We start from the raw sequence: 26,990 nt of genomic DNA on the forward strand, positions 1-26,990 counted from the left end.
CTCACTCATAACGTAGCGCCTCCGCCGGCTGGGTGCGCGCGGCACGCCAGGCTGGATACAGGGTGGCGAGGAAACTCAGGACCAACGCAGCGGCGCAGACCATGATCACATCCTGGCTCTGCACCTGCGACGGCAGGTAATCGATGAAATACACGTCGGCGTTGAGGAACTTGTGCCCGATCAAGCCTTCGAGTGCCGAAATCGCCGCGCTGACATTAAGCGCCGCCAGGATTCCGACCACGGCGCCGATGGCCGTACCGACCACGCCGATCACCGTGCCCTGCACCATGAATGTGCGCATGATCGTGCCCGGCGTGGCGCCCAGCGTGCGCAGGATGGCGATGTCGCCCTTCTTGTCGTTCACCACCATCACCAGTGTGGAAATGATGTTGAACGCGGCAACCGCGACGATCAGCAGCAACAGCAGGCCGATCATGGCTTTTTCCATGCGGATCGCCTGATACAGGTTGCCGTGGGTGCGAGTCCAGTCGCGGGCGTAGTAATGGTCTTCGCCGAGGCGTTGGGCGATGTTCCACGCTTCACGCGGTGCCTGGAACAGATCGTCGAACTTCAGGCGCAGGCCTTGCACCTGATCCGGCTTCCAGCGGTGCATCTTCGCCAGATCCTGCAGGTTGGTGACGCCCAGATAACCGTCCAGTTCACCGGCGCCGACATGAAAGATGCCGACCACGGTGAAGCGCTTCATGCGCGGAAACATCCCCGCCGGGGTCACGCTGACCTCCGGCGCGACGAAGGTGATCTTGTCACCGATGCCTACGCCTAGCTTGGTCGCGGCCTTGTCGCCGATCACGATGCCGAAGCTGCCCGGCGTCAGATCGTCGAGTTTGCCCTGCTTCATGAAGTTGTCGATGATCGAGACGTTGCGTTCCAGCGCCGGATCGATGGCATTGAGCAACACCTTGGACACCTGGCCGTTGTTGGTCAGCAGGCCCTGCATCTGGGTGAACGGCGCGACGGCCGCCACCTGCGGGTTCTGCTTGACCTTGGCGGCCAGGCTCGGCCAGTCGCTGATGGCTTCACCGGATTCGATGGTCGCGTGGGGCACCATGCCCAGCACGCGGGTGCGCATTTCATGATCGAAGCCGTTCATCACCGACAGCACCACGATCATCACGACCACGCCAAGGGCGAGCCCGATCATCGAAGTCAGGGAAATGAACGACACAAAATGATTGCGACGCTTTGCACGGGTGTAACGCGTGCCGATAAATACGAAGAGAGGTCTGAACATGTCGGGGCTTGTTCGGAGGGAAAAGGAACGTCCTTGTGGCGGGGGTCGATAACCAGCTTTACACTCAGACCACCGCCGCTACCATGGGTTCGCCATGTCGACATTAGATGAAGAAGATCGCCGCGAATACTACCGTATCGAGGATTCGATCGCACTGGAAATTCGGCCCCTGTCCGCTGCCGAAGCCGCAGGCCAGGAAGTGTTGCAGGATGCTTCCCCGTTATTCAACGTGCTCAGTGAACTGCACCTGAGCGAATTCGAATCTCAGCACCTGTTGCGACAGATTAACGAACGCGACCGTGCCATCGCGGCATTCCTGAAATCCCAGAACAAGCGCATCGACCTGCTCAGCCAGGTCATCGCCCTGACCGCACTGGGGCAGATCGGCGAGCCGCAACCGGTGATCATTTCCGAGGGAGGTGTCGACTTCCAGAACCCGACACCGATAGCCGCCGGCTCGCGCCTGTCGGTAAAAATGGTGTTGATGCCACAGGCCCACGGCCTGCTGCTGCGCGCCCGGGTCACCCACTGCGACCGCAAGGGCGACGGCTACGACATCGGCACCGAGTTCGAACACTTGACCGATGCCCAGCGCCAGTTGCTCGCCCGCTATATCTTGCAAAAGCAGGCCCAGGAACGACGCCTGGCCCGCGAACAGAACGAATCAGGCATTTAATTAAGGAAGAACCGTGACCCTTATCTACGGCCACCGCGGCGCCAAGGGCGAAGCACCGGAAAACACCCTGACCAGCTTTCAGGAATGTCTCAAGCACGGCGTACGCCGTTGCGAACTGGATCTGCACCTGTCCAAGGACGGCGAGCTGATGGTCATTCACGACCCTACCCTCAAGCGCACCACCGAGCGCCGTGGCAAGGTGGTCGAACACACCGCCGCTGACCTGGTGACCTACGACGCCCGCAAGGGCGGCCCGGGCTGGATCAAGCCGTGCCCGATTCCGACCCTGGAAGAACTGTTCGAGCAATGTGATTTCGAGCACTGGCAGCTGGAAGTCAAAAGCGCTTCGCGCACCCGCGCCGCGACCACCGTGCTGGCCATCCGTGAAATGGCAGTCAGGCACGGGCTGCTCGACAAGGTAACGATCACCTCGAGTTCGCGGGAAGTATTGAAGGCTGCGCTGGATCTGGTACCGGACGTGTCACGAGGCCTGGTGGCCGAGTATGCCTGGCTTGACCCGCTGAAGGTCGCGGCAAGCTACGGCTGTGAGATTCTGGCGTTGAACTGGACGCTGTGTACGCCGGAACGCCTGCAGAAGGCGCAGCGTCAGGGGCTGCATGTGTCGGTGTGGACCGTCAACGAGCCTGCGCTGATGCGCAGACTCGCCGACTTCGGCGTTGACAGCCTGATTACAGACTTTCCCGGTTTGGCCACTGCCACCCTCGGGAATTGCTGAAATCGGTCTCCCCGGCCGGCTCAGGCCACCGGCCGGAGCCCGTCAAAAAAGCCGGTTGAGGCCGTCGTACGCCGCTACCCGATAGGCTTCGGCCATGGTCGGGTAGTTGAACGTGGTGTTGACGAAGTACTTCAGGGTATTCAGCTCACCCGGCTGGTTCATGATCGCCTGACCGATGTGCACGATCTCCGACGCCTGATAACCGAAGCAGTGAACGCCCAGCACCTGCAGGGTTTCACGGTGGAACAGGATCTTCAGCATGCCTTGCGGCTCGCCGGCGATCTGTGCACGCGCCATGCTCTTGAAGAACGCCTTGCCCACTTCGTACGGCACTTTGGCCTGGGTCAGTTCCTGCTCGTTCTTGCCGATCGAGCTGATCTCGGGAATGGTGTAGATGCCGGTCGGCACGTCATTCACGAAACGCCAGCTGCCATTGTCGACGATGCTGCCGGCCGCCGAGCGACCCTGGTCGTGGGCGGCACTGGCCAGGCTTGGCCAGCCGATCACGTCGCCGGCGCCATAGATGTTCTGCACGCAGGTGCGGTAGTTCTCGTCGACTTCGATCTGGCCGCGGCTGTTGACCTTGATCCCGATGTTTTCCAGGCCCAACTGGTCAGTGTTGCCGGTACGGCCGTTGCACCAGAGCAAGGCGTCCGCCTTGATCTTCTTGCCGGACTTCAGGTGCAGGATCACGCCGTTGTCCACGCCTTCGACACGGTCGTAGTCTTCGTTGTGGCGCACGGTGATGTTGTTGTTGCTGAAGTGGTAGCTCAACGCCTGGGAGATTTCCGAGTCGAGGAAGCTCAGCAACTGACCGCGGTTGTCCACCAGCTCGACCAGCACGCCCAGACCACTGAAGATCGATGCATATTCGCAACCGATCACGCCGGCGCCGTAAACGATCAGTTTGCGCGGGGTGTGGCCGAGGCTGAGGATGGTGTCGCTATCGTAGATACGCGGGTGGTGGAAATCGATGTCCGCCGGGCGATAAGGACGCGAACCGGTGGCGATGATGATGTGCTTGGCCACCAGTTTCTCGACCACGCCGTTGGCGCAGACCACTTCGATGGTCTGCTCGTCGGCGAAGCTGCCGGTGCCGAAGAACACGTCGACGCGGTTACGGGCGTAGTAGCCGGTACGCGAAGCGACTTGCTTGGAGATGACTTTCTCGGCGCTCTTCAACACGTCCGGGAAGGAGAACCAGCGCGGCTCTCCGATCGCACGGAACATCGGGTTGGTGTTGAACTGCATGATCTGCCGCACCGAGTGACGCAGGGCCTTGGACGGGATGGTGCCCAGGTGGGTGCAGTTACCGCCGACCTGGCGACGGCTGTCGACCATCGCCACCTTGCGCCCTGCTTTGGCGGCGTTCATTGCCGCGCCTTCTCCCGCCGGGCCGGAACCCAGCACCACCACGTCGTAGTTGTAGACAGCCATGCGTACTCCTCAGAACAGGCCGCGGTGCCAGCAGCACCGGCGGCTAAATCACGCCGAACGACGGCGCGAAGGAACAATTGGGGGCCAGTTGAAAACCCGGACACAGTCTATAGAAGCGTCAACGCCGCGCACATTAACCCTTGGTCGCGTCGTAGGCTACTTTTGCCTGCACTACAACGCCAGCTTTCGCATTGTTCCGGGTCAATTTTTTGCGCCACTGAGCCGTTCGAACGCCGTACTGGTGCGAGTGACGAAACCTGTATCGGCACGAATCACAAAGAATGCACCAATGTCGTGTTTTTCGGCATAGTCCCAGGCCTTTTCCGGGCCGAGAATCAGCAACAGCGTCGATAGTCCATCAGCCATCAATGCTGAAGGATGAATCACCGTGACTGACGCCAGGTCGTGTACGACGGGCGCTCCGGTGCGGGCATCGAAGGTGTGGGAATAACGCCTTCCGTCCTGTTGAAAATAGTTGCGGTAGTCGCCGGACGTGGAGAGTCCATAGCCATCGACATTAATGACGCGCTCTGCCACTTGCTGATCGTCACGCGGCTCTTCCAGAGCGATACGCCACGGCGAACCATCGAGTTTCCTGCCGGACGCCTTGAGCTCGCCCGTGGCCTCGGCGAGGTAATCATGAATGCCCATGGCATCAAGTCGCGCGGCAATGGTGTCGACCGCGTAACCGGCAGCGATGCTGTTGAAATCGACCTCGACCGCCGCGTCCTTGCACAACTGGTCGCCATCGATGCGCAGGTGCCGGTATCCCACCCGCTTCCGCACCTCGGCCAGCGCATCGGCGCTCGGGACTTTTTCTTCACGCCCTTGTGGACCGAAACCCCAGAGATTGAGCAGTGGCTCCACGGTCAGGTCGTAGGAGCCTTCGCTTTGTTGTGACAGCTGCTCGCCAACCCGCACCAGTTCAAGGATCGGTGCGGGCATGGTCTGACAGCGATCGGCAGGCAATGCGTTGAAACGCGAGATATCGGAGTCGGCGCGGTAGGTGGACATTTGCTGATCCACGTCGGCGAGGATTTTCTCCACTTCGACGCGGACATCCTGCGGCGCCGGGAGATTGGCCCGGCGCGCGTATTTGATCGAATACGTGCTGCCCATGGTCGGGCCGCCGAAGCTCTCCATGGAATCGCCATTGCCGCAGCCGTACAAAACGCCAAGCAGACCCACGAAAACCACAAACCGTCCAGTTAACAATTCTTCATCTCCGAGCAAAACCGCGCCGGCCATTATGGCCACAGAGCCCGCTCGCTCCCAAACGGCTGCACCGCTTTCATACAAAATCAAAAAAGTGAGTACCTGAACATGTCCTCCTCCACGGGCAAAGGCAAAGCGATTTTTCGCGTTGTCAGCGGCAACTTTCTCGAAATGTTCGACTTCATGGTCTACGGCTTCTACGCCACGGCCATCGCCAAGACCTTCTTTCCTACCGACAGTGCTTTCGCCTCCCTGATGCTTTCGCTCGCCACCTTCGGTGCAGGTTTCCTGATGCGCCCGCTGGGGGCGATCTTCCTTGGCGCCTACATTGACCGACACGGGCGACGTCAGGGCCTGATCATTACCCTCGCACTGATGGCGGCCGGCACCGTGCTGATTGCCTGCGTTCCGGGCTATGCCACGCTCGGTGTCGCCGCGCCACTGATCGTACTGTTCGGCCGATTGCTGCAAGGCTTCTCGGCCGGCGTGGAACTGGGCGGCGTGTCGGTATATCTGGCGGAAATCGCCACACCGGGGCGCAAAGGCTTCTTCGTCAGCTGGCAGTCCGCCAGCCAGCAAGCGGCCGTGGTGTTCGCCGGCCTGCTGGGTGTCGGGCTCAACCACTGGCTGAGCCCGGACCAGATGGGTGACTGGGGCTGGCGCGTGCCGTTCCTGATCGGCTGCATGATCGTTCCGGTGATCTTCGTCATTCGTCGCTCGCTGGAGGAAACCCCGGAATTCCAGGCGCGCAAACATCGCCCCACCCTGCAGGAAATCGTCCGCTCGATCGGTCAGAACTTCGGCATCGTCCTCGCCGGCATGGCGCTGGTGGTGATGACCACCGTGTCGTTCTACCTGATCACCGCCTACACCCCGACCTTCGGCAAGGCGGAACTGCACCTGTCGGACTTCGATGCGCTGCTGGTCACCGTGTGCATCGGCCTGTCGAACTTCTTCTGGCTGCCGGTAATGGGCGCACTTTCCGACAAGATCGGCCGCAAACCCCTGCTGCTGGGGGCGACGATTCTGGCGATCCTGACCGCTTACCCGGCACTGTCGTGGCTGGTGGCGAACCCGAGCTTCAGCCATCTGCTGATCGTCGAGTTGTGGTTGTCGTTCCTGTACGGCTCGTACAACGGTGCGATGGTGGTGGCGCTGACTGAAATCATGCCGGTGGAAGTGCGTACGACCGGTTTCTCGCTGGCCTACAGTCTGGCCACGGCGACGTTCGGCGGATTCACCCCAGCTGCCTGCACTTACCTGATCCATGTACTGGACAACAAGGCGGCACCGGGAATCTGGCTCAGTGGCGCAGCCGTATTGGGCCTGGTCGCGACGCTTGTGCTGTTCCGGGGCAACAAGCACGAACTGCGCACGGCACAAGCCGCTATCCCCCGCTGACATAAATCGCGCACAAACAAAAACGCCCCGACAATGTCGGGGCGTTTTCATTTGCAGCTAAGGCTTAGCGCGGGAATGCTGGCGGGTTTACACCGGCCATGTCTTCCATCACGCGAACCACCTGGCAGCTGTAACCGAACTCGTTGTCGTACCAGACGTACAGAACAACGCGGTTGTCCTGAGTGATGGTTGCCTCGGCATCCACGACACCGGCGTGACGCGAGCCCACGAAGTCAGTGGAAACCACTTCCTGCGAGCTGACGTAATCGATCTGCTTGTGCAGATCCGAGTGCATGGCCATCTGGCGCAGGTACTCGTTGATTTCTTCGCGAGTGGTGGCCTTTTCCAGGTTCAGGTTCAGGATGGCCATCGACACGTTCGGCGTAGGTACGCGAATCGCATTGCCGGTCAGCTTGCCCTTGAGCACTGGCAGCGCCTTGGCAGCGGCAGTGGCGGCACCGGTCTCGGTGATAACCATGTTCAGCGGCGCGGCGCGGCCACGACGGCTGCCCTTGTGGAAGTTGTCGATCAGGTTCTGGTCGTTGGTGAACGAGTGAACGGTTTCGACATGGCCATTGACGATGCCGTACTGATCGTTGACGGCCTTGAGCACCGGTACGATGGCGTTGGTGGTGCAGGACGCCGCCGAGATGATCTTGTCGTCAGCAGTGATGTCGCCGTGGTTGATGCCGTGAACGATGTTCTTCAGCGCGCCCTTGCCCGGTGCGGTGAGAATCACGCGTGCAGCGCCCGGGCAGGCCAGGTGCTGGCCCAGACCGTCGGCATCACGCCATACACCGGTATTGTCTACGATCAGCGCGTTTTCGATGCCGTACTGGGTGTAGTCGACTTCGCTCGGGCTCTTGGCGTAGATCACCTGGATCAGGTTGCCGTTGGCGGTGATGGTGTTGTTTTCTTCGTCGATGGTGATAGTGCCATCGAACGGGCCGTGTACCGAGTCACGACGCAGCAGGCTGGCACGCTTGACCAGATCGTTCTCGGCGCCTTTGCGCACGACGATGGCGCGCAGACGCAAGCCGTCGCCACCACCGGTTTTTTCGATCAGGATGCGCGCCAACAGACGGCCGATACGACCGAAGCCGTACAGCACGACATCAGTGCCTTTACGCGCGGAGGCGTTTTGCTGACCTACAACATCGGCCAACTCTTCGCGAACGAATTGTTCGGCCGTGCGGCCATTGCCTTCAGCGCGGAATTTGAACGCCAACTTGCCCAGATCCACCGAAGCCGCGCCGAGCTTGAGCTCGCTCATGGCTTTCAGCAGAGGGAATGTTTCGTGGACGGATAGTTCGCTATCGTCGGAAGAACGATGGCGAGCAAAGCGGTGAGCTTTGAGAATCGCGATGACAGACTGGTTGATCAGGCTGCGGCCATAGATCGAGCTCACCACGTTGTTATTGCGGTAGAGCTGACCGATAAGCGGAATCATCGCTTCTGCGAGTGCTTCACGGTCGATCCATTCACCAAGACACTGGTCGGGCTTCTGAGTCACGGGAACCTTCCACATGTAGGGGCAGAAAAAAGGGGCTACATTATGCCGCCGAGAACCACTTGTAGCAATGCGCGCTTGTCGCGCAATCGGTAACAAAATTCGCCCAAAAAAAAATAACGCTCTTCGCCAGCCCAGTAAAACCGGGGCTTCCAGCGCAGCCGGCTTTTCGACGACTGTTAGACGATGTCTGTAACCCTCCGTAACACCACCCACTTTCGGCACTACATAATCGTCAAAAAAGTGCTGGTTTTTATGGTTACCACTACATTTCGCCGAAACCGTGCAGATAGACGCAGTCTGCAACTGACAGGCGGCACCGGACGCCGCTACAATTACCGACTTTGTCGCAACGCCTGGAGCTCAACCTTCCGTGCCTGTTCTGCGTCTACCGCTTCTCCCTGCCGCGGCAGGTAAACAGCACTGGGGCAACCTCCCCGGTGCCGCCCTGAGCCTGGCGATTGCCGAGGCTGCCAGCGCTGCCAAGCGCTTCACGTTACTGCTGACCGCCGACAGCCAGAGTGCCGAACGGCTGGAGCAGGAGCTGAGTTTCTTCGCCCCGGATTTGCCGGTGCTGCATTTCCCGGACTGGGAAACCCTGCCCTACGACCTGTTTTCGCCGCACCAGGACATCATCTCCCAGCGCATCGCCAGCCTTTATAGACTGCCGGAGCTGGAACATGGCGTGCTGGTGGTGCCGATCACTACCGCTCTGCATCGCCTGGCGCCGACCAAGTTCCTGCTCGGCAGCAGCCTGGTGCTGGATGTCGGGCAGAAACTCGACGTCGAGCAAATGCGCTCGCGGCTTGAAGCCAGCGGCTATCGCTACGTCGATACGGTTTACGAACATGGCGAGTTCACCGTACGCGGTGCACTGATCGACCTGTTCCCGATGGGCAGCAAACTGCCGTATCGCATCGACCTGTTCGACGACGAAATCGAAACCCTGCGCACCTTCGACCCGGAAAACCAGCGCTCCATCGACAAGGTCGATTCGGTCAAGCTGCTGCCGGCCAAGGAGTTCCCGCTGCAGAAAGAAGCGGTCACCCGCTTCAAGGCGCGTTTTCGCGAGCGTTTTGATGTCGACTTCCGCCGCTGCCCGATCTTTCAGGATCTGAGCAGCGGTATCACGCCGGCCGGCATCGAGTACTACCTGCCGCTGTTCTTCGAAGAAACCTCGACCCTGTTCGATTACCTGCCCCAGGACACTCAGGTGTTCTCGCTGCCGGGCATCGAGCAAGCGGCGGAAAACTTTTGGAACGACGTGCGCAATCGTTATGAAGAACGCCGCGTCGATCCATCGCGTCCTTTATTGCCGCCCGCCGAACTGTTCCTGCCGGTGGAAGACTGCTTCGCCCGCCTGAAGAACTGGCCGCGCGTCGTTGCCAGCCAGCAGGACGTGGAAACCGGCGTCGGCCGCGAGCGCTTCCCGGCGCAGGCCTTGCCGAATCTGGCGATCGAAGCCAAGGCCACGCAACCACTGGCCGCGCTCTCGGCATTCCTCGACGAGTTCCCCGGACGCGTGCTGTTCACCGCCGAATCCGCAGGGCGACGCGAAGTGCTGCTGGAACTGCTGGACCGTCTGAAGCTGCGACCGAAAACCGTCGACAGCTGGCCGGACTTCGTTGCAAGCAAGGATCGCCTGGCGATCACCATCGCTCCGCTCGACGAAGGCCTGATGCTGGATGACCCGGCGCTGGCACTGGTTGCGGAAAGTCCGCTGTTCGGCCAGCGCGTGATGCAGCGTCGCCGTCGCGAAAAACGCGCCGACGCCAACAACGATGCGGTGATCAAGAACCTCACCGAGCTGCGCGAAGGCGCGCCGGTGGTGCACATCGACCACGGTGTCGGCCGTTATCTCGGCCTGACGATTCTGGAAATCGACAGTCAGGCTGCCGAATTCCTGACCCTCGAATACGCCGAGAACGCCAAGCTGTACGTACCCGTGGCCAACCTGCACCTGATCGCCCGCTACACCGGCAGCGACGACGCACTGGCCCCGCTGCACCGCCTCGGCTCCGAGACCTGGCAGAAAGCCAAGCGCAAGGCTGCCGAACAGGTGCGCGACGTGGCTGCCGAGCTACTCGACATCTATGCCCGCCGCGCCGCCCGTGAAGGTTATGCGTTTGCCGATCCGAAAGCCGATTACGCGACCTTCAGCGCTGGCTTCCCGTTCGAGGAAACCCCGGACCAGCAATCCACCATCGAAGCCGTGCGCGAAGACATGCTCGCGCCGAAGCCGATGGACCGATTGGTCTGCGGTGACGTGGGTTTCGGCAAGACCGAAGTGGCCATGCGTGCCGCGTTCATCGCGGTGCATGGCGGCAAGCAAGTGGCGATCCTGGTACCGACCACCCTGCTCGCCCAGCAGCACTACAACAGCTTCCGCGACCGCTTCGCCGACTGGCCGGTGACCGTGGAAGTAATGAGCCGCTTCAAGTCAGCCAAGGAAGTGAACGCTGCGGTGGCCGAACTGGCCGAAGGCAACATCGACATCGTCATCGGCACCCACAAGCTGCTGCAGGACGACGTCAAGATCAAAAACCTCGGACTGGTGATCATCGACGAAGAGCACCGTTTCGGTGTCCGTCAGAAGGAACAGCTCAAGGCGCTGCGCAGCGAAGTCGACATTCTGACGCTGACCGCCACGCCGATTCCGCGCACGCTGAACATGGCGGTGTCCGGCATGCGCGACCTGTCGATCATCGCCACGCCGCCGGCGCGACGCCTGTCGGTGCGCACCTTCGTCATGGAACAGAACAAGAGCACGGTCAAAGAGGCCTTGCTGCGTGAGCTACTGCGTGGCGGTCAGGTTTACTACCTGCACAACGACGTGAAGACCATCGAGAAATGCGCCGCCGAACTGGCCGAGCTGGTGCCGGAAGCGCGAATCGGCATCGGCCACGGGCAGATGCGCGAACGCGAACTCGAACAGGTGATGAGCGACTTCTACCACAAGCGCTTCAACGTGCTGATCGCCTCGACCATCATCGAGACCGGCATCGACGTGCCGAGCGCCAACACCATCATCATCGAGCGCGCCGACAAGTTCGGCCTGGCGCAATTGCACCAGTTGCGCGGCCGTGTTGGTCGCAGTCACCACCAGGCCTACGCCTACCTGCTGACCCCGCCACGCCAGCAGATCACCGGCGATGCGGAAAAACGCCTGGAGGCGATTGCCAATACTCAGGATCTGGGCGCGGGCTTCGTGCTGGCCACCAACGACCTGGAAATCCGTGGCGCCGGCGAACTGCTGGGCGACGGTCAGAGCGGGCAGATTCAGGCGGTCGGCTTCACGCTGTACATGGAAATGCTCGAGCGCGCGGTGAAATCGATCCGCAAGGGCGAACAACCGAACCTCGATCAACCGCTTGGCGGCGGCCCGGAAGTCAACCTGCGGGTGCCGGCACTGATTCCGGAAGATTATCTGCCGGACGTGCATGCACGCCTGATCCTCTACAAACGCATCGCTTCGGCCACCGACGAGGAAGGCCTGAAAGATCTGCAAGTGGAGATGATCGACCGCTTCGGCCTGCTGCCGGAACCGACCAAGAATCTGGTGCGCATCACGGCGCTGAAATTGCAGGCCGAGCAGCTGGGCATCAAGAAAGTCGATGGCGGCCCGCAAGGCGGACGCATCGAGTTCGCGGCGCAGACGCCGGTCGATCCGATGACCCTGATCAAACTGATCCAGAGTCAGCCAAAACGCTACAAATTCGAAGGCGCCACGATGTTCAAGTTCCAGGTGCCGATGGAGCGCCCGGAAGAGCGCTTTAATACTGTAGAGGCGCTGTTCGAGCGCCTCATCCCGAAAACTGTTTGAAGGACGCCGCATGCGCCTGTTTCGCTCACTGACCTTGTTGTTGACGCTGGTCGCCCCTTCGGCATTTGCCGATGACCTGTATCAGGTCGAAATGATTCTGGTACGCCAGAACGCCGTGCCAGCCATCGTCAGCCGCGCCGCGCCGGAAGACTGGGCCGCCGGTGCCCAGCGCCTGGGCGATGACAGCAAGCGCACCACAGCGCTGAACGACGTCGCCAACAAACTCACCGCCAGCGGCGAATACAGCGTGCTGATGCACAAGGCCTGGCAGCAGACACTCGGCGAGACGCCGGCGAAGGTCGCGGTCAGCGATGGTCAGGAGCAGTTCGGACAGTTCCCCGTCGAGGGCACGATCGAAATGAAGCTCGGGCGCTTCACCGACGTGAACGCCGATTTCTGGGTCAACCAGATCGACGCCAACGGCATGGTCACCGCCAGCGAACGCCTGAAGCAGGAAAGCCACACCAAGAACGGCCAGCTCAACTACCTGGACAACGGCCACCTCGCCCTGCTGATCAAGATCACTTCACTGACGGCGCCTGCGCCTCGGGAAGCGCCTGAAGTCGTTCCGGACTGATTGAAGTCCTTATGTCCCCGCCTCTGAGTAAACCGCTGGCCTCCTCCTGGGTCAGCCGGTTCAAGGAACAAAGCCTGGAGCGTGGCCGCCGCTATGCTCTGGAAAACCGGGTGCGGATCGTGCAGGTCGGCGATGCGACCATTACCGCCAGTTGCGAAGGCTCTGGCGGCAACATTTATCGTCAGACGATTCATCTGCGCGAGTCAGCTAAAGGCACGTTGCTGATGGTCGACGCCACGTGCACCTGCCCGGTCCACAGCAACTGCAAACACTGCGCGGCGGTCTTGCTGCAGGTGCAGGAAACCCTCGAATACCCGGCCGCCGCCAAAGACGCCGAACTGCTGGAGAAACTCCAGGCAGTCCTGGAAAACCGCAGCCCGAAAGCGCCGCCGCAAGTGCTGGTGGACAATGTGCAACCAGTGCCGCGCCTGTGGCTGGCCAGCGTCGAGTTCAGCGCTTTCGAGCCGCGCAACGGCAAGATGCAGCGTTACATCCAGCATCGTGCGGCGCTGTCTTTCAGCTACCTCGACGAATACGTCAGCGGCCAGAAAAACAGCGACATCCTGATTCGCCAGGAAGCCCAGACGCTGCGAGTCAAACGCCAGCCGGACGTCGAGCAAAGCTACCGCGAGCAACTGCGGATTCTCGGCTTTCGCATCGCCACCCGGCAAAGCAAGGCCCTGCCGGAAAGCGCCGGCGAACTCTACGAGATGGTCAACGACAGCGCCTGGCTGACGTTCACCCTTAACGATCTGCCGAAGCTGCGCACCCAAGGCTGGGAATTGCTGGTCGACGATGAATTCGGTTTCGACCTGACAGCCGTGGACGACTGGTACGCCACCGTCGAACAGACGCCAGAGCGGGACTGGTTCGATCTGGAACTGGGCATCATCGTCAATGGCGAACGCCTGAGCCTGCTGCCGATCCTGCTGAACCTGATGCGCTCGCACACAGAAATCCTCAACCCCGAACGCCTCGCCCGGCGACGGGACGATGAGCTGATTCTGGTGAACATCCCGCAGCGCAACAGCGAGCACGGGCCGTTGCAAGTCGCCCTGCCCCTTGGCCGGTTGAAACCGGTGCTGGCGACGCTGGGCGAGTTCTATCTGCAAGAGCCGGGCGAAACCACCCTGCGCTTGAGCAAGGCCGACGCCACACGCCTGAACTCGCTGGAAGGCATTCCTCTGCTTTGGGAAGGCGGGGAGCAGATCCGCAGTTTCGCCCAACGCCTGCGCGATATCCGCGACTACAGCGCCGAAGCGCCACAAGGGCTGAACGCGACACTGCGCCCTTATCAGCTCGAAGGCTTGAGCTGGATGCAGTCACTGCGGCAACTTGAGGTTGGCGGGATTCTCGCGGACGACATGGGCCTGGGCAAAACCCTACAGACCCTGGCGCACATTCTCAGCGAGAAAAACGCCGGGCGCCTGGATCGACCCTGCATGGTGGTGATGCCCACCAGCCTGATCCCCAACTGGCTGGACGAAGCGGCGCACTTCACACCACAGCTCAAAGTGGTGGCCCTGTACGGCGCCAGCCGCAAAAAGCATTTCGAGCATCTGGCCGATTACGACCTGATCCTCACGACCTATGCGCTGCTGCCAAAGGATGTCGAACGTCTCGCCCAGCAACCGCTGCATGTATTGGTGCTGGACGAGGCGCAATACATCAAGAATCCGAACAGCAAGGCCGCTCAGGCTGCCCGCGAACTGAACGCCCGCCAGCGCCTGTGCCTGAGCGGTACGCCGCTGGAAAATCACCTTGGCGAGCTGTGGTCGCTGTTTCACTTCCTGCTGCCCGGCTGGCTCGGCGACGTCAAAAGCTTCAATGCCGATTACCGCGTACCGATCGAAAAGCGCGCCAGCGAAGTCAGACTTCAACACCTCAACGGTCGGATCAAACCCTTCCTGCTGCGTCGTACAAAGGAGCAGGTCGCGACCGAATTGCCGCCGAAGACCGAGATCATCCACTGGGTCGAGCTCAACGAAGCCCAGCGCGACGTGTACGAAACCATGCGTCTGGCCATGGACAAGAAGGTGCGCGACGAGATCACCCGCAAAGGCGTGGCGCGCAGCCAGATCATCATTCTTGAAGCGCTGCTCAAGTTGCGTCAGGTCTGCTGCGATTTGCGCCTGGTCAACGACGCCACCCTGCCCGCTCGCGGCAGCACCTCGGGCAAGCTCGACAGCCTGATGGAAATGCTCGAGGAGTTGTTTGAGGAAGGACGGCGGATTCTGTTGTTCTCGCAGTTCACTTCGATGCTGTCATTGATCGAGGACGAGCTGAAAAAGCGCAATGTCCCCTATGCATTGCTGACCGGCCAAACCCGGGATCGGCGCACACCGGTGAAGGAATTCCAGAGCGGCAAGCGTCAGATCTTTCTCATCAGCCTGAAGGCTGGTGGTGTTGGCCTGAACCTGACGGAAGCGGACACCGTGATTCACTACGATCCGTGGTGGAACCCGGCGACCGAAAACCAGGCCACCGACCGTGCGTATCGCATTGGCCAGGAGAAGCCGGTATTCGTCTACAAGATGATTGTCCGGGGTACGGTCGAAGAGAAAATTCAGCTTCTGCAGCGAGAAAAATCCGACCTGGCGGCCGGCGTGCTGGATGGGCGCAAGGCCGGGGACTGGAAGTTGCAGAGTGATGATATCGAGGCGCTGTTTGCGCCGTTGCCGGACAAGTTCGACAAGCGCTGAAATCTTTGTCGTTTACCAGATCGATTCGCGGGCAAGCCCGCTCCCACAGAGATAGCGCTTAACCTGTGGGAGCGGGCTTGCCCGCGAATGGCTCGACTCTATTTCGAGCCAGACTCAGCCCTTCAGCACCCGCGCCAACGTCGATTTCACCTTGCCCATCCCGTCATGCAGCGCCTGCTCGATCTCGGCCATGGTGATCACTTCAGTGGTCTTGCCCGCCGCCGGGTTCACCACCAGCGACAGGCAGGCGTAATCCAGATCCAGCTCGCGAGCCAGTGCCGCTTCCGGCATGCCGGTCATGCCGACGATGTCGCAGCCATCACGCTCCAGACGCACGATTTCCGCCACGGTTTCCAGTCGCGGGCCCTGGGTGCAGGCGTAAACGCCTTGGTCGCTGTATTCGCAGCCTTCAGCGGCCAGCGCAGCAATCAGTTGCTGACGCAGCGGCTCGCTGTAGGGAAAGCTGAAGTCGATGTGTGTGACATGCTCCAGATCATCGGCGAAATAGGTATGTTCGCGACCGCTGGTGTAGTCGACGATCTGATGCGGTACGCAGAAATGTCCGGTGCCCATTGCAGGATGAATCCCACCCACTGCGTTGACCGCGATGATTGCCTCGGCCCCGGCCTGCTTCAACGCCCACAGGTTGGCGCGATAGTTGACCTTGTGCGGCGGAAAGCGATGCGGGTGGCCGTGGCGAGCGAGGAAGAGCACTTCCTTGCCGGCGTATTCACCAATCTGGACTTCAGCCGATGGCGCACCATAAGGCGTATCCACCGCCAGCGACTGACGAATGCTCAGGCCTTCCAGCTGGGTAAGGCCGGTGCCGCCGATAATTGCGTAAACCGTCATAGCGAAAAATCCTTAATCGATCAGTTGAGCGTCTTTGAGGGCGCCGACAGCGGTCAGCCAGCGCGGATCCTGACGGTATTCGGTGTTGGCGAACGCCTGACCGCGCATGCGTGCGATGCGCGGCGACGGCTTGACCTTCATGCGTTGCGCGGCGCTCAGGGCCAACTCGGCGGCAGCACGGTCGTTGCAGACCAGACCCATGTCGCAACCGGCGCTGAGTGCAGCTTCGATACGACTGGCGGCGTCGCCCACTACATGCGCGCCGGCCATCGACAGGTCATCGCTGAAGATCACGCCGTCGAACTGCAACTCACCGCGCAGGATGTCCTGCAACCAGCGCCGGGAGAAACCGGCGGGCTGTCCGTCGACTTGCGGATAAATCACGTGAGCCGGCATGACGGCGGCCAATTGCTTGCTCAGCCTGGCGAACGGTACGAGGTCGTTGGCGCGGATCTCTTCGAGGCTACGCTCGTCGCTGGGGATTGCGACGTGGGAGTCGGCTTCCGCCCAGCCGTGGCCGGGGAAATGCTTGCCGGTAGCCGCCATGCCGGCGCTGTTCATGCCTTTGATGAAGGCTCCGGCGAGCAGTGCCGCACGCTCTGGATCGCCCTCGAATGAACGAGTACCAACCACGGCGCTGCGCTGGTAATCCAGGTCCAGCACGGGGGCAAAGCTCAGATCGAGCCCGACAGCCAGCACTTCTGTTGCCATGATCCAGCCACACTGCTCGGCCAGATACTCGGCATTCGGGTTATCGGCGATTGCACGCATGGCCGGCAGACGCACAAAGCCCTGACGCAGGCGCTGGACGCGACCGCCTTCCTGGTCCACCGCCAGCAGCAGGTCCGGTCGAATGGCACGGATCGCCGCGCTCAGCTCGCGCACCTGACGCGGGTGCTCGATGTTACGGGCAAAAATGATCAGGCCGCCCACTTCGGGCTGACGCAACAATTGGCGATCTTCGGCCGTCAGCCAGGTACCGGCGACGTCCACCATCAACGAGCCTTGCAGGCCAGCAGTCATAGAGATTCCTTGAAAACGAAAAACCCGTCAGCCACGAAACCACCACCAGCGGCATTGCCCGGCAGGTCGGTGATTTCAATGAGAAACGGGTTCAGAACGAGAGTCGGCATGGGCGGCTAGCTTAGCGGATGTCCGCTGCCACGCCCACCCATGGACAGTTAAACCTTGGCAGGCGCCGGTGCCGATTTGCTGCGCGGTCGCAACTGCGCGCTGGCCATTGCAGTATCGGTGACACCGGTTTCGGCACGCATGCCGGCGGCCAGGAACGGCACCATCAGACGCATCACCTGCTCGATGGAGGTGTTGACGCCGAAATCGGTCTCGGCAATCGCGCGCAGGGCCTTGATACCCGACATGCTGAATGCCGCAGCGCCGAGCATGAAGTGCACGCGCCAGAATAGTTCGATAGGAGGAATGCGCGGGGCGGCTTCGTTTACCAGCAGCATGTAGCGGCGAAAAACCTTGCCGTACATGTCTTCCAGGTAACGACGCAAGTGGCCCTGGCTCTGGCTGAATGCAAGACCGAGCAAGCGCATGAAAATCGACAGATCGTTGCCGCTGCGTGGCTGGACGACCAACGCCTGTTCGACGAGGATTTCCAGCAGCTCCTCAAGTGAAGGCTTGTTCTCTGGCTTGGCCTGGCGGCGCTCCAGCTCTTTATCAAGGCTGATGCAGAACGGACCGAGGAAGCGCGAGAAAACCGCCTGGATCAGCGCCTTCTTCGAACCGAAGTGATAGTTCACCGCTGCGAGGTTGACCCCGGCCTTGCTGGTGATCAGACGCAATGAGGTTTCGGCGAAACCTTTTTCCGCGAACAGCTGTTCTGCAGCATCAAGAATGCGTTCAACGGTTTCCGACTGGGCCATGGCTACTCCGCCTGACAAACACTTGTTTGAAACATACGTTTCAGCCTGTGCCTTGTCAAGCCTGCCGGTTCGTTTTGGGAATGGTCGGTCAGATATTTAACCACAACAAGGACGCCACATTAATCCACGCCGTCACTGACCGTCCGGCGGCCTGGCAAAAAACGATCATTGCCAAGACCGCTTCACTGTATATAATCCCAGTCACTGTATAAAAAGACAGAGCGATCAATATGCTTAAGCTGACGCCACGCCAAGCCGAGATTCTGGCCTTTATCAAACGCTGCCTCGAAGACAACGGCTACCCGCCGACCCGTGCGGAAATCGCTCAGGAACTGGGTTTCAAATCGCCCAACGCGGCCGAAGAGCATCTCAAGGCGCTCGCTCGCAAAGGCGCGATCGAAATGACTCCCGGCGCCTCTCGCGGCATTCGAATCCCCGGCTTTGAAGCCAAGGTCGACGAATCCACCCTGCCGATTATCGGCCGAGTCGCTGCCGGCGCACCGATTCTCGCCCAACAGCACATCGAAGAGTCCTGCAACATCAACCCGGCCTTTTTCCATCCTCGCGCCGACTACTTGCTGCGCGTCCACGGGATGAGCATGAAGGACATCGGGATTTTCGACGGTGACCTGCTGGCAGTTCACACGACCCGGGAAGCACGTAACGGCCAGATCGTCGTTGCGCGGATCGGCGACGAAGTGACCGTCAAACGCTTCAAGCGCGATGGCAGCAAAGTCTGGTTGATCGCCGAGAACCCTGAGTTCGCCCCTATCGAAGTCGACCTGAAAGATCAGGAACTGGTGATCGAAGGCTTGAGTGTCGGCGTAATCCGCCGCTAAAGGAGGCTTTATGCAGTTCCCACACGTACCTCAGCAAACACAACTGCCGTTGTTCGAGGCCTTTCTGGCGCAACCATTGGCCCCCATCCTCAAGGATGTAGCCGAACGCCCATGGAATGTCGAACCCGAAGCGTTCAGTGAACTGTCGCTGCGCGGTGCGGCCGGGAACTGCCTGAACCTGCTGGCCCCCATACTTCGGGAATTGAGTGAGGATCAGGATGCACGCTGGCTGACACTGATTGCGCCACCCGCGAGCCTGACCCAGGCCTGGCTGCGGGATGCCGGACTGAATCGCGAACGCATCCTGCTGTTGCAACCGCGTGGCACGCAAAGCGCTCAGCAACTGGCTTGCGAAGCCCTGCGCCTGGGACGCAGTCACACCGTGGTGACATGGTTGAACCCGCTCAACTCAGGCTCACGCCAACAACTGATCAGCGCCGCCCGCACCGGGGACGCTCAAAGCCTGAATATTCGACTGGGCTGACTACGTGCGCGCTATCTGAAGCGCGGGGCTTCTCAAAGGACAGAGAAGCCGAACCGGGGCGATTATCGACGGGCGGTACTCAATGAAGAACCCGCGCCCCCTCTTCCTTATCAAACTCGCCTTCAACCATTCGACCAGCCATCTGCACACCAACGCTGAGCATCGCCTTGGCAATTTCAACGTGCTGGCCCTGCAGAAATGCCTTGGCATCCTCGGAGAAATCCAGAGTCACCAGAGAACCCTCGTCCTCGGCCCTGCGCAGTTCGATTCGGCCGTCTGGTAGCTCGACAATTTCTAGAAAGGACGTTGGCATATAGGTCTGTTCTCCACGAAAGGCAGGGATTATATAGACATCATTCGGGATTCGCTCGGGATCTTGACCAGCAGCATGCATCTCGTCGCCGCCAGTCAAGAAACCATCAGCACTCGTTCAGGCCTTCACGGAAACGGATCGCCAGACTCTTCAGATTCTGCCGCCAGCTCTCCAGCTCTTCACGACTGAGCTCTTCCGAGGCATGCTCTTCATCCAGATTGACCGCCTGAATCAGCGGCTGGGTCACATCGCCTTTTGGCTTGTGCGGCACCCGTGGCGGCTGAAACAGCGCCGAATGTGCGGCCAGCAATTTAGCCAGCCAGGTTTCAGGATTACCCGCCAACTCGACCATCTCGGCCAACTCCGGAATCGCAATCGACTCAAGCACTTCGCGGGTCAACAGCGTTTCCGCCCGGGGCGCGTTAGCCTGTGGCAGACGGTAAAACCCGGCGATTTCGTGACACAACCCCAGCAATGCACCGTAGAGATGAAACAGTGCCGATTCGCGCCCGGCCTGAATCAACGCAAGCGAATTCATCGCCCGTCCCTCTTCAGCCCTGGCCAGCGCTTCCAGCGACAGACCCGCGAAATAGATCTTCTGATTGGTACGGGTATAGAGCTCGTGGGCCATATCGGCACTCTCCGCAGCGAAATAATTTCTTCATACAGGTCGGACAGTGTCATGGATCAGCCGATCCGACCGCAAGCTTTAAACAAAAAGGCCGCATGAAAACCAGAAGGTTGTCATGCGGCCTTTGTGTTGAAGCCACCCGGTCAGGGCAGCCACGGATCAGCGCTTGCTCAAGCCTTGGCTTTCGCCGGACGCTTGTCCTCAACTGTCCACTTGCCACCGTCGAAGAACGCTTTCCAACCAGTCGGTTTGCCGTCGACTTCGGTCTGGACGTATTGCTCCTTGGTCTTGCGACTGTAGCGGATCACTGCCGGCAGACCATCTGGATCCTTCTGCGGCGCTTCGCACAGGAAGTGATACTTCGGATCGATCTCGTCCTTGTGCGGCAGAATCTCGATCACCAGCGGAGCACGGGTCTCGCGGTTTTTCGGGAACTGGCTGGCCGCCAGGAACAGGCCTGAAGCACCGTCGCGCAGGATATAGGTGTCGTTGACCTTTTCGCATTTCAGCTCAGGCATCTTCACCGGATCCATCTTCGGCGGTGCCGCGTCACCGCTTTTCAGCAGCTTGCGGGTGTTCTTGCAGGTCGGATTGGTGCAACCAAAGAACTTGCCGAAACGGCCGGTCTTGAGCTGCATCTCGCTACCGCACTTGTCGCATTCCAGGCTCGGACCTTCATAGCCCTTGATGCGGTAGCTGCCTTCTTCGATTTCGTAGCCGGCGCAATCCGGGTTGTTACCGCAGATGTGCAGCTTGCGCTTTTCGTCGAGCAGGTAGGCGTCCATCGCGGTGCTGCAGATCGGGCAGCGATGCTTGCCACGCAGCACCAGGGACTCCGATTCGCCCTCGTCGTCCGCAGCAATTTCATCGCCTGGCACCAGGTTGACCGTGGCCTTGCAGCGCTCTTTCGGCGGCAGGCTGTAGCCCGAGCAACCGAGGAACACGCCGGTCGATGCAGTACGAATCTGCATCGGACGACCGCAAGTCGTGCACGGAATATCGGTCATCACCGGCTGGTTGGCACGCATGCCGGCTTCCGGGTTCTCGGCAACTTCAAGTTTTTTCTTGAAGTCACCGTAGAACTCGTCCAGCACGTTTTTCCAGTCGCGTTCGCCCTGAGCCACGTCATCGAGGTTCTCTTCCATGCCGGCGGTGAAGCCGTAGTCCATGAGGTTAGAGAAGCTCTCGGACAGACGCTCAGTGACGATGTCGCCCATCTTTTCCGAATAGAAACGACGGTTGTGCAGGGTCACGTAGCCGCGATCCTGAATGGTCGAAATGATCGCCGCGTAGGTCGAAGGACGGCCAATGCCGCGCTTTTCCATTTCCTTCACCAGGCTGGCTTCCGAGTAACGGGCCGGTGGTTTGGTGAAATGCTGGGTCGGGTCGAGCTTGATCAGCTTCATCACGTCGCCCTGCGCCATGTCCGGCAGGACGTCGTCATCGCCAGGCTTGGTGATTTGCGGCAGAACGCGGGTGTAGCCGTCGAACTTCAGGATACGGCCCTTGGCACGCAGCTCGAAGTCGCCAGCGGCCACGCTGACGGTCGTCGAGAGATATTGCGCCGGCAGCATCTGGCAAGCCAGGAACTGGCGCCAGATCAGCTCGTAGAGGCGCTCAGCGTCACGCTCCATGCCAGCGAGCTTGCTTGGCGTGGTGTTGGCGTCGGAAGGACGAATCGCTTCGTGAGCCTCTTGTGCGCCTTCCTTGCTGCTGTAGACGTTCGGCGTTTCCGGCAGATACTTCTTGCCGAACTCGTCTTCGATGTAGGTACGCGCCATCGTCACGGCATCCGCCGAGAGGTTGGTCGAGTCGGTACGCATATAAGTGATGTAGCCGGCTTCGTACAGACGCTGGGCCATCATCATGGTTTTCTTCACGCCGAAGCCCAGGCGGTTGCTCGCAGCCTGTTGCAGCGTGGAGGTGATGAACGGTGCCGACGGCTTGCTGCTGGTCGGTTTGTCTTCACGTTTGACGATGCTGTAGCTGGAGGACTTCAGCTTCTCCAGCGCCGCCATGGCCTGCGCTTCGTTGAGCGGCTTGAAAGCTTCACCCTTCTCACGAGCCACTTCGAAACGCACGGTCGAGCCTTTTGCAGTGCCGAGGTCGGCATGCACTTCCCAGTACTCTTCCGGGATGAACGCACGAATTTCACGTTCACGCTCCACCACCAGCTTCACGGCCACCGATTGCACACGGCCGGCGGATAGACCGCGAGCAATCTTCGCCCACAGCAACGGCGAGACCATATAACCGACGACGCGGTCGAGGAAACGACGGGCCTGCTGCGCGTTCACTCGATCGATATCGAGCTCGCCCGGCTCCGAGAAGGCTTCCTGAATCGCTTTCTTGGTGATTTCGTTGAACACAACACGCTTGTAGCGGCTGTCGTCACCACCGATGGCTTCGCGCAGGTGCCAGGCAATGGCTTCCCCCTCGCGATCCAAGTCGGTTGCGAGATAGATGGTGTCAGCATCCTTGGCGAGCCGGCGCAGCTCTTCGATGACTTTTTCCTTGCCCGGGAGGATCTCGTACTTGGCCTTCCAGCCATGATCCGGATCGACACCCATGCGCGAGACCAGCTGCTTGCGCGCCTTCTCTTTCGGCGACAGCGCTGGCGCTTCGCCCGCAGCTGCCTTGCCACGCTTGGCGGCTGGCTCCTTGCTGGCGCTAGCCGAACCGCTGGTGGGCAGGTCTCGGATATGGCCGATACTCGACTTCACCACGTATTGGTTGCCCAGATACTTGTTGATGGTCTTGGCCTTAGCCGGGGATTCCACAATGACCAGCGATTTGCCCATGGATCAGAAAATTCCTGAATTCTAGAAGTGAAAGGCGGTTGGCGCCTGACGCGGCACCGCTATATATAGTGGCTACAAGGTGAGGTCAAGCGCAGGGTTTTGCGCGCACTCGCCTCATGGCTTCGAAAAAAGGCTCGGTTCGGCTTGCACCAAAGCAAAGCGTGGGACCTGCTCCCCGTCAACCTCGACGGACTCCAGGAACATGCTCAAGGGACGTACCCAGAAGCCGTAATCGCCATACAGGGCTTGGTAAAAGACCACTTCCTCTTCGGTCTCGGAATGCCGCGCGACACTGAATACGCGGTACTGCGGACCTTTGTAATGTTGGTAGAGCCCAGGTTGTATCGGCATGCTTCGGCCCTCACTCAAATTTTTTCAAAATAAAAACAAAAATAAATCCGCAAAAACAAAAACCGGGGCACTTGGCCCCGGCTTCCATCGACGAGACGCTTAAACGCGTTCGAAGACGGTGGAGATGCCTTGGCCGAGGCCAATGCACATGGTGGCCACCCCGAAGGTGCCGCCATTCTGCTTCATCACGTTCAGCAAGGTGCCGGAAATACGGGCACCGGAGCAACCGAACGGGTGACCCAGGGCGATCGCGCCGCCGTGCAGGTTAACCTTCTCATTCATCTTGTCGAGCACTTTCAGGTCTTTCAGCACTGGCAGGGCCTGTGCGGCGAACGCTTCGTTGAGCTCGAAGAAGTCGATATCGTTGATACCCAGGCCGGCACGTTTCAGTGCTTTCTGAGTCGCCGGTACCGGACCATAGCCCATGATCGCCGGATCCACACCTGCCACCGCCATCGAACGAATCACGGCCAGCGGCTGAATGCCCAGGTCCTGTGCACGCTGCGCCGACATCACGATCATGCACGAAGCACCATCGGTGATCTGCGACGAAGTACCGGCAGTCACGGTGCCGCCCTTTGGATTGAACGCCGGCTTCAGAGCCGCCAGGCTTTCCAGGGTGGTTTCCGGACGAATGGTTTCGTCGTAGTCGAAGGTTTTCAGGAAACCGTTCTCGTCATAGCCCTGCATCGGGATGATTTCGTCCTTGAACTTGCCTTCCACAGTCGCCTTGTGGGCCAACTGGTGGGAACGCACGCCAAAGGCGTCCTGCTGTTCGCGAGTGATGCCGTGCATTTTGCCCAGCATTTCAGCGGTCAGGCCCATCATGCCCGAGGCTTTCGCCGCGTACAGGGACATGTGCGGGTTCGGATCGACACCGTGCATCATGCTCACGTGGCCCATATGCTCGACGCCGCCAACCACGAATACGTCACCGTTGCCGGTCATGATCGCTTGTGCAGCGGTGTGCAGCGCGCTCATCGACGAGCCGCACAGACGGCTGACGGTCTGGCCGGCCGAAGTGTGCGGGATCTGGGTCATCAGCGACGCCATGCGCGCGATGTTCCAGCCCTGCTCCAGAGTCTGGTTCACACAGCCCCAGATCACATCCTCCACTTCTGCAGGATCGACCTTGGTGTTGCGTTCCAGCAGTTTGCTGATCAGGTGCGCCGACATGTCTTCGGCGCGGGTGTTGCGGTGCATGCCGCCCTTGGAGCGGCCCATCGGAGTACGACCGAAGTCGACAATCACGACGTCTCTAGGATTCAAGCTCATAAGTTCACTCTCACTCTAGTTGGGGGCGCTTAACCGAAGAAGCTCTGGCCGTTCTTGGCCATTTCGCGCAGCTTCGCGGTCGGGTGATACAGCGCGCCCAAATCAGCGTACTGGTCGGCCAGGGCAACGAACTCGGCAACACCGATCGAATCGATGTAGCGCAGCGCACCGCCACGGAATGGAGGGAAACCAATACCGTAGACCAGACCCATGTCGGCTTCGGCAGCGGTTTCGACGATGCCGTCTTCCAGGCAACGCACGGTTTCCAGGCACAGCGGGATCATCATCCAGTTGATGATGTCTTCGTCAGTGACTTCGCGCTGCTCGTAGACGATCGGCTTGAGCACTTCCAGTACCGACGGATCGGCGACTTTCTTCTGCTTGCCTTTCTTGTCGGCCTCGTAGGCGTAGAAGCCCTTGCCGTTCTTCTGACCCAGACGCTTGGCTTCGTAAAGCACGTCGATGGCCGAACGACGGTCGTCCTTCATGCGGTCCGGGAAGCCTTCAGCCATCACGTCACGACCGTGGTGACCGGTGTCGATGCCGACCACGTCCATCAGGTATGCCGGGCCCATCGGCCAGCCGAATTTTTCCATGATCTTGTCGATACGGACGAAGTCCACACCGGCACTGACCAGCTTGGCGAAACCGCCGAAGTACGGGAACAGTACACGGTTGACCAGGAAGCCCGGGCAGTCGTTGACCACGATCGGGTTCTTGCCCATTTTCTTGGCGTAGGCAACGGTGGTGGCAATCGCCAGCTCGCTGGACTTCTCGCCACGGATCACTTCCACCAGCGGCATCATGTGCACCGGGTTGAAGAAGTGCATGCCGACGAAGTTTTCCGGACGCTTGAGGGCCTTGGCCAGCAGGCTGATGGAAATGGTCGAGGTGTTGGACGCGAGGATGGTGTCCTCTTTGACCTTGTCTTCGACTTCCGCCAGAACGGCTTGCTTGACCTTCGGGTTCTCGACCACGGCTTCAACGACCAGGTCGACGTGACCGAAATCGCCGTAGGACAGCGTAGGACGAATGCCGTTGAGCACTTCTGCCATCTTCGCGGCAGTCATGCGGCCTTTATCAACGCGGCCGACCAGCAGCTTGGCGGCTTCCGCCAGACCTTGCTCGATGCCGTGCTCGTTGATGTCCTTCATCAGGATCGGAGTGCCTTTGGAGGCCGACTGATAGGCGATACCGCCACCCATGATGCCGGCGCCCAGTACGGCAGCCTGCTTCACGTCCTTGGCGATTTCGTCGTAGGCCTTGGCCTTTTTCTTCAGTTCCTGATCGTTCAGGAACAGACCGATCAAGCTCTGCGCGGCAGAGGTCTTGGCCAGTTTCACGAAACCTGCAGCTTCGACTTCCAGCGCCTTGTCACGACCGAAGTTCGCGGCTTTCTGGATGGTCTTGATCGCTTCGACCGGAGCCGGGTAGTTAGGACCCGCCTGGCCAGCCACAAAACCTTTGGCGGTTTCGAAAGCCATCATTTGTTCAATGGCGTTCAGCTTGAGCTTTTCCAGCTTTGGCTGACGCTTGGCCTTGTAGTCGAACTCGCCGGAGACGGCGCGCTTGATCAGCTCAAGGGCGGCATCCTGCAGCTTTTCAGGGGCAACCACGGCATCGACGGCGCCGACTTTCAGCGCGTCTTCAGGACGGTTTTCCTTGCCGGCGGCAATCCACTCGATGGCGTTGTCGGCACCGATCAGGCGCGGCAGACGCACGGTACCGCCGAAGCCCGGGTAGATGCCCAGCTTGACTTCCGGCAGACCGATCTTGGCCTTGGTGGACATGACGCGGTAGTCCGCTGCCAGGCACATTTCCAGACCGCCACCCAGGGCGATGCCGTTGATCGCGGCAACGGTCGGAACGTTGAGGTCTTCGAAATCGCTGAAGATCTTGTTGGCTTCGAGATTGCCAGCAACCAGCTCGGCATCCGGCAGCTTGAAGTTGTCGACAAATTCGGTGATGTCGGCGCCGACGATGAACACGTCCTTGCCACTGCTGACGATCACGCCCTTGATCGAAGCATCTGCCTTGATGTTGTCTACGGCCTGACGCAGTTCGTTCAGGGTAAGACGGTTGAACTTGTTGACGGACTCACCCTTGAGGTCGAATTTCAATTCGACGATGCCACTTTCAAGAGCTTTAACCGTGATGGCTTTACCTTCGTAAATCATCAACTGATCTCCACGATATGGAAGCTGAACAGTACACGTCGGACGCAGG

21 protein-coding genes are annotated in these 26,990 nt (G+C 60.1%); 8 read left to right on the forward strand and 13 right to left on the reverse strand.

What is annotated here, in order from left to right:
• Position 1 precedes the first annotated feature (1 nt).
• On the reverse strand, positions 2 to 1,252 hold the full coding sequence (locus DXT77_RS06085; RefSeq protein ID WP_085713153.1) for a lipoprotein-releasing ABC transporter permease subunit: 1,251 nt from the start codon (positions 1,250 to 1,252) through the stop codon (positions 2 to 4).
• A 94-nt stretch (positions 1,253 to 1,346) separates the two neighbouring features.
• Here DXT77_RS06085 and DXT77_RS06090 point away from each other — a divergent pair, with 94 nt between their 5' ends.
• Together DXT77_RS06090 and DXT77_RS06095 are read left to right on the forward strand one after the other, a co-directional pair.
• Positions 1,347 to 1,928, forward strand: coding sequence for a PilZ domain-containing protein (locus tag DXT77_RS06090; protein WP_085713152.1), 582 nt, complete (start codon positions 1,347 to 1,349; stop codon positions 1,926 to 1,928).
• Positions 1,929 to 1,941: 13 nt separating this feature from the next.
• Positions 1,942 to 2,664: a glycerophosphodiester phosphodiesterase gene (locus DXT77_RS06095; RefSeq protein ID WP_119426989.1), complete on the forward strand. Its 723-nt coding sequence runs from the start codon at positions 1,942 to 1,944 to the stop codon at positions 2,662 to 2,664.
• Between the two features lie 42 nt (positions 2,665 to 2,706).
• Here DXT77_RS06095 and sthA read toward each other — a convergent pair whose 3' ends face one another.
• Positions 2,707 to 4,101, reverse strand: coding sequence for a Si-specific NAD(P)(+) transhydrogenase (gene sthA, locus DXT77_RS06100; protein ID WP_085713150.1), 1,395 nt, complete (start codon positions 4,099 to 4,101; stop codon positions 2,707 to 2,709).
• A gap of 201 nt (positions 4,102 to 4,302) precedes the next feature.
• Complete coding sequence (locus DXT77_RS06105) at positions 4,303 to 5,349, reverse strand: FAD:protein FMN transferase (protein ID WP_119426990.1); 1,047 nt, start codon at positions 5,347 to 5,349, stop codon at positions 4,303 to 4,305.
• A 75-nt stretch (positions 5,350 to 5,424) separates the two neighbouring features.
• Here DXT77_RS06105 and DXT77_RS06110 point away from each other — a divergent pair, with 75 nt between their 5' ends.
• Complete coding sequence (locus DXT77_RS06110; protein WP_085713148.1) at positions 5,425 to 6,717, forward strand: MFS transporter; 1,293 nt, start codon at positions 5,425 to 5,427, stop codon at positions 6,715 to 6,717.
• A gap of 64 nt (positions 6,718 to 6,781) precedes the next feature.
• Here DXT77_RS06110 and DXT77_RS06115 read toward each other — a convergent pair whose 3' ends face one another.
• A complete protein-coding gene (locus tag DXT77_RS06115; protein WP_085713147.1) occupies positions 6,782 to 8,245 on the reverse strand; it encodes a glyceraldehyde-3-phosphate dehydrogenase in 1,464 nt (487 codons plus the stop codon).
• A 355-nt stretch (positions 8,246 to 8,600) separates the two neighbouring features.
• Between DXT77_RS06115 and mfd the strand changes: the two genes are divergently transcribed.
• Genes mfd through DXT77_RS06130 form a run of 3 tightly spaced genes read left to right on the forward strand, consistent with a single transcriptional unit; the run spans position 8,601 to position 15,329 of the window.
• Positions 8,601 to 12,050: a transcription-repair coupling factor gene (gene mfd, locus DXT77_RS06120; protein WP_119426991.1), complete on the forward strand. Its 3,450-nt coding sequence runs from the start codon at positions 8,601 to 8,603 to the stop codon at positions 12,048 to 12,050.
• A gap of 10 nt (positions 12,051 to 12,060) precedes the next feature.
• Positions 12,061 to 12,627 (forward strand): CsiV family protein, encoded by a 567-nt coding sequence (locus DXT77_RS06125; protein WP_085713145.1) that lies wholly within the window; start codon positions 12,061 to 12,063, stop codon positions 12,625 to 12,627.
• An 11-nt stretch (positions 12,628 to 12,638) separates the two neighbouring features.
• On the forward strand, positions 12,639 to 15,329 hold the full coding sequence (locus DXT77_RS06130; RefSeq protein ID WP_119426992.1) for a DEAD/DEAH box helicase: 2,691 nt from the start codon (positions 12,639 to 12,641) through the stop codon (positions 15,327 to 15,329).
• A 114-nt stretch (positions 15,330 to 15,443) separates the two neighbouring features.
• On the opposite strand, the gene DXT77_RS06135 is transcribed toward DXT77_RS06130, so the two are convergent.
• From DXT77_RS06135 to DXT77_RS06145, 3 genes are all read right to left on the reverse strand, one after another.
• Positions 15,444 to 16,181 carry an S-methyl-5'-thioinosine phosphorylase gene (locus DXT77_RS06135; protein ID WP_007953033.1) on the reverse strand — a complete coding sequence of 246 codons (738 nt, stop codon included), beginning with the start codon at positions 16,179 to 16,181 and terminating at the stop codon, positions 15,444 to 15,446.
• A 12-nt stretch (positions 16,182 to 16,193) separates the two neighbouring features.
• A complete protein-coding gene (nagZ, locus tag DXT77_RS06140) occupies positions 16,194 to 17,192 on the reverse strand; it encodes a beta-N-acetylhexosaminidase (RefSeq protein WP_178083447.1) in 999 nt (332 codons plus the stop codon).
• A gap of 170 nt (positions 17,193 to 17,362) precedes the next feature.
• The gene (locus DXT77_RS06145; RefSeq protein ID WP_119426994.1) at positions 17,363 to 18,070 is read right to left on the reverse strand and encodes a TetR/AcrR family transcriptional regulator; all 708 of its coding nucleotides are present in this window, start codon (positions 18,068 to 18,070) and stop codon (positions 17,363 to 17,365) included.
• A gap of 230 nt (positions 18,071 to 18,300) precedes the next feature.
• Between DXT77_RS06145 and lexA the strand changes: the two genes are divergently transcribed.
• Together lexA and sulA are read left to right on the forward strand one after the other, a co-directional pair.
• Positions 18,301 to 18,909 carry a transcriptional repressor LexA gene (gene lexA, locus DXT77_RS06150; RefSeq protein ID WP_085713140.1) on the forward strand — a complete coding sequence of 203 codons (609 nt, stop codon included), beginning with the start codon at positions 18,301 to 18,303 and terminating at the stop codon, positions 18,907 to 18,909.
• Between the two features lie 10 nt (positions 18,910 to 18,919).
• A complete protein-coding gene (gene sulA / locus DXT77_RS06155; RefSeq protein WP_085713139.1) occupies positions 18,920 to 19,393 on the forward strand; it encodes an SOS-induced cell division inhibitor SulA in 474 nt (157 codons plus the stop codon).
• A 79-nt stretch (positions 19,394 to 19,472) separates the two neighbouring features.
• Here sulA and DXT77_RS06160 read toward each other — a convergent pair whose 3' ends face one another.
• The 6 genes from DXT77_RS06160 to fadB form a co-directional block, all read right to left on the reverse strand.
• Positions 19,473 to 19,706 (reverse strand): hypothetical protein, encoded by a 234-nt coding sequence (locus DXT77_RS06160; protein ID WP_119427030.1) that lies wholly within the window; start codon positions 19,704 to 19,706, stop codon positions 19,473 to 19,475.
• Positions 19,707 to 19,812: 106 nt separating this feature from the next.
• Entirely contained in the window at positions 19,813 to 20,337 is a 525-nt protein-coding gene (locus DXT77_RS06165) for a DUF6586 family protein (protein ID WP_119426995.1), read from the reverse strand.
• A gap of 170 nt (positions 20,338 to 20,507) precedes the next feature.
• Positions 20,508 to 23,138 carry a type I DNA topoisomerase gene (topA, locus tag DXT77_RS06170; RefSeq protein WP_119426996.1) on the reverse strand — a complete coding sequence of 877 codons (2,631 nt, stop codon included), beginning with the start codon at positions 23,136 to 23,138 and terminating at the stop codon, positions 20,508 to 20,510.
• Positions 23,139 to 23,252: 114 nt separating this feature from the next.
• Positions 23,253 to 23,489: a DUF1653 domain-containing protein gene (locus tag DXT77_RS06175; protein ID WP_007953059.1), complete on the reverse strand. Its 237-nt coding sequence runs from the start codon at positions 23,487 to 23,489 to the stop codon at positions 23,253 to 23,255.
• A 99-nt stretch (positions 23,490 to 23,588) separates the two neighbouring features.
• On the reverse strand, positions 23,589 to 24,764 hold the full coding sequence (gene fadA, locus DXT77_RS06180) for an acetyl-CoA C-acyltransferase FadA (RefSeq protein ID WP_007953060.1): 1,176 nt from the start codon (positions 24,762 to 24,764) through the stop codon (positions 23,589 to 23,591).
• 29 nt (positions 24,765 to 24,793) lie between these two features.
• The gene (fadB, locus tag DXT77_RS06185) at positions 24,794 to 26,941 is read right to left on the reverse strand and encodes a fatty acid oxidation complex subunit alpha FadB (protein WP_119426997.1); all 2,148 of its coding nucleotides are present in this window, start codon (positions 26,939 to 26,941) and stop codon (positions 24,794 to 24,796) included.
• Positions 26,942 to 26,990: the final 49 nt, after the last annotated feature.

Origin of the sequence: Pseudomonas sp. 91RF (assembly GCF_003576265.1) — a bacterium.
GTDB classification, from domain to species: Bacteria; Pseudomonadota; Gammaproteobacteria; order Pseudomonadales; family Pseudomonadaceae; genus Aquipseudomonas; species Aquipseudomonas kribbensis.